This window comes from Protofrankia sp. CiP1_Cm_nod4, from assembly GCF_982290645.1.
This window is the reverse complement of record NZ_CEVIVC010000114.1, coordinates 13,690-16,257: the sequence shown is the minus strand read 5'-3', so window position 1 is coordinate 16,257 and position 2,568 is coordinate 13,690. Positions and strand designations below refer to the sequence as shown.

At 72.2% G+C, this 2,568-nt stretch carries 3 protein-coding genes; 1 reads left to right on the top strand and 2 read right to left on the bottom strand.

The genetic code is table 11. The annotated features are described in order from the left end of the window. Nucleotides 1–503: 503 nt before the first annotated feature. Nucleotides 504–668: a lytic transglycosylase domain-containing protein gene (locus AC5LSR_RS18360; protein ID WP_445548568.1), complete on the top strand. Its 165-nt coding sequence runs from the start codon at nucleotides 504–506 to the stop codon at nucleotides 666–668. Here the strand turns inward: AC5LSR_RS18360 and AC5LSR_RS18355 are convergent. Further along, the gene (locus AC5LSR_RS18355; RefSeq protein ID WP_445548566.1) at nucleotides 661–1,413 is read right to left on the bottom strand and encodes a GNAT family N-acetyltransferase; all 753 of its coding nucleotides are present in this window, start codon (nucleotides 1,411–1,413) and stop codon (nucleotides 661–663) included. The two genes, AC5LSR_RS18360 and AC5LSR_RS18355, sit on opposite strands and share 8 nt — an antisense overlap. Continuing rightward, nucleotides 1,398–2,531, bottom strand: a complete 1,134-nt coding sequence (locus AC5LSR_RS18350) for an LLM class flavin-dependent oxidoreductase (RefSeq protein WP_250292720.1) — start codon at nucleotides 2,529–2,531, stop codon at nucleotides 1,398–1,400. The genes AC5LSR_RS18355 and AC5LSR_RS18350 overlap by 16 nt, the downstream gene beginning before the upstream one ends. Nucleotides 2,532–2,568: the final 37 nt, after the last annotated feature.

Genomic DNA, 2,568 nt, shown 5'->3' with positions numbered 1-2,568 from the left:
GACGGCGATCCCGACCGCGACCAGCCCGGCCGCGGCCAGCAGCCGCACACCTGTGGAGAAACGACGCCCGTCAGCCATCCCCGGCTCCCGCCGTCGCCTGCACGGTGCCGCGGGGGACCAGGACCAGCGGCCGGCCAGCGAACTCACGGTTGGCCGCATATCGGGGCCAGCCGGCGACCACACCGATGCCGATCGCCGGCTGCAGCAACGCGGCCACGCTGGTCACCCCCGTGCTCCCATGACAGTCTGTGACCGCCACCAGCGGCTGAACGGAAGCGACGTCCGTGGCAGCGCGGCGGTGGCGGAACTGTGTGTCATGGCCGGTGCGCATCAGCACCGTCACGCCAAGATCACCTCTTGTACCAGAAAGGATACGTATCGTCAGAATAGGCGAAAGCACAAAACTCGCTGTTGCCGGTGGGCCACTGCGCGCCGACACCTACCAGGGCTGGATCGTCCCGGCCGGTGCCGGTAACGACTGCTGTCCATAGCTCAGCCCGGCGCTGCTCACCGCCCAGCTCGCCCAGGAATCCGGCTTCAACCCGCGCGCGGTCTCCGCCGCCGGGGCACAGAGCATGGCCCAGTTCATGCCCGGCACCTGGCCGACCTGGGCCGCCGGTGCTGGATGGGAACGGTTTTATCCGGAAAGCGCTGCGCCGGTCAGGTGACCGGGGCGTTTTCGGGGAGGGGGTCGGGGACGCGGACGGCAAGGAAGGTCGCCTCGCGGCGGAGGCGGAAACCCAACGAGAGGTAGAGCCGAATCGCGTTGGTGTTGTCGGCGGCCGCGTGCAGGAACGGGGTTTCGCCGCGTTCGCGGATGCCGGCGGCCACCGCGCGCACCAACCGGCCTCCCAGCCCCTGGCCGCGGAAGGCGGGATCGGTGCAGACCGCGCTGACCTCCGTCCAGCCGGGTGGGTGCAGCCGCTCGCCGGCCATCGCCACGAGCACGCCGTCGCGGCGGATGCCCAGGTAGGTGCCCATCTCGATGGTGCGGGGCAGGAACGGGCCGGGCTTGGTGGCCGCGGTCAGCGCGAGCATGTCCGGCACGTCCGACGGCTGGAGGCGGACAGCCTCGTCGTCGGGCGCGGCGGCGACTCCGCCGTCGACGAGCTGCACCCCGGAGCCGCGCGCCACCACCTCCCACCCCGGCGGCGGCGGGACCTGCACTCCGGCGAGCGGGACCAGCGCCCCCGGGCCGGCGAGGGCGGCGATGTCGTTCCAGTCGGCGGCGTCGGGCTGTTCGGGCAGCGCCACGAAAGGGGAGACGTCGACCGGGTAGCGCAGCACGTTGCCGCGCCGCTCGGCGAGGTGCGCGTGCGCCCCGGTCAGCGACCAGCGGGCGGGGTTGTCCAGTGGATGCCGCTGGTCCGGGTCCTGCCGGCTGGCGGGGACCCGGCTCAACGGCGTTGCCATTCCTGGGCCAGCAGCTGGTAGGAGCGGACCCGGTCGGCATGGTCGTGGGTGATCGTGGTGATGATCAGCTCGTCGGCGCCGGTGGCGTCGCGCAGCTGCTCCAGCTGGTCGGCGACCTGCCCCGGCGAGCCGACGAACTGGGTCTCGACACGGTCGGCGACCAGTTCGCGGTCGGCGTCGCTCCACACGTGCCGGCGCGCCTCCTGCGGGGCCGGGAACGGGATGGCCCCCAGCGTGGTGCGGATGCTGCGTACCCACAGCCCGTAACCGGCGGCCAGCTCCCGCGCGGTGGCGGTGTCCTCGGCCACGACGATGTCGGCCGAGACGCTGACATAGGGCCGGTCAAGTTCGCCGGACGGCTGGAACGCGGCCCGGTAGGCCTCGACAGCCTCCAGGACGGTGGCCGGGCTGACGTGGTAGTTCGCGGCGAACCGCAGCCCCTTCTCCCCCGCGAGGATCGCGCTCTCACCCCCGCTGCTGCCGAGGATCCAGACCTGCACCTGCGCGCCCTCCCCGGGGACCACGTGAGCCTGTTCGCCCTCGGCGGAACGGTAGGTGCCGGCCAGCAGGGCAAGGACATCGCCGATCTGCTCAGTGTAGTTCTGTGACTGTGCGCCGGGGAGCTGCAGGAGCCCCTTCTGCAGCTCGAAGCGCGGCGAGTTGAGCAGATGCTCGAAGGAGAACCGGGGTGGGATGCGCAGCCCATTGGGCGCGCGTCCGTCCACGACGGCCGTGCCGGCGCCGAGCAGGGCCGGCTCACGCCTCACCTCGTTCGGACGCCCGCCGGAACGGCCCAGGCCGAGGTCGAGACGCCCGGGGTGCAGGGCGTCGATGAGCCCGAACTCCTCCACCGTCGACAACGCGGTGCGATGCCCGAGCTGGACGGCGCCGGAGCCGAGCCGGATCGTCGAGGTGGCCGCGGCCGTCAGCGCCAGCAGGACCGCCGGCGAGGTGCCGGCCACGCCGGGGTTGAGGTGGTGTTCGGCGAACCAGTACCGGGCGTAGCCGAACCGCTCGGCCCGCTGGGCGAGATCGATGCTGTTGCGCAGCGCCTGCGCCGCGGTCGATCCGGCGGGGATCGGGACGAGGTCCAGGACGGCGAGCGGAGTCGTGACCATGACAGGCTTCCTTACTCATAGACACGGCCTAGACGGC

Bases quoted from the DNA above. Each gene is read 5' to 3' on its own strand.
- AC5LSR_RS18355 (WP_445548566.1), bottom strand. From the start codon at position 1,413: ATGGCAACGCCGTTGAGCCGGGTCCCCGCCAGCCGGCAGGACCCGGAC.
- AC5LSR_RS18350 (WP_250292720.1), bottom strand. From the start codon at position 2,531: ATGGTCACGACTCCGCTCGCCGTCCTGGACCTCGTCCCGATCCCCGCC.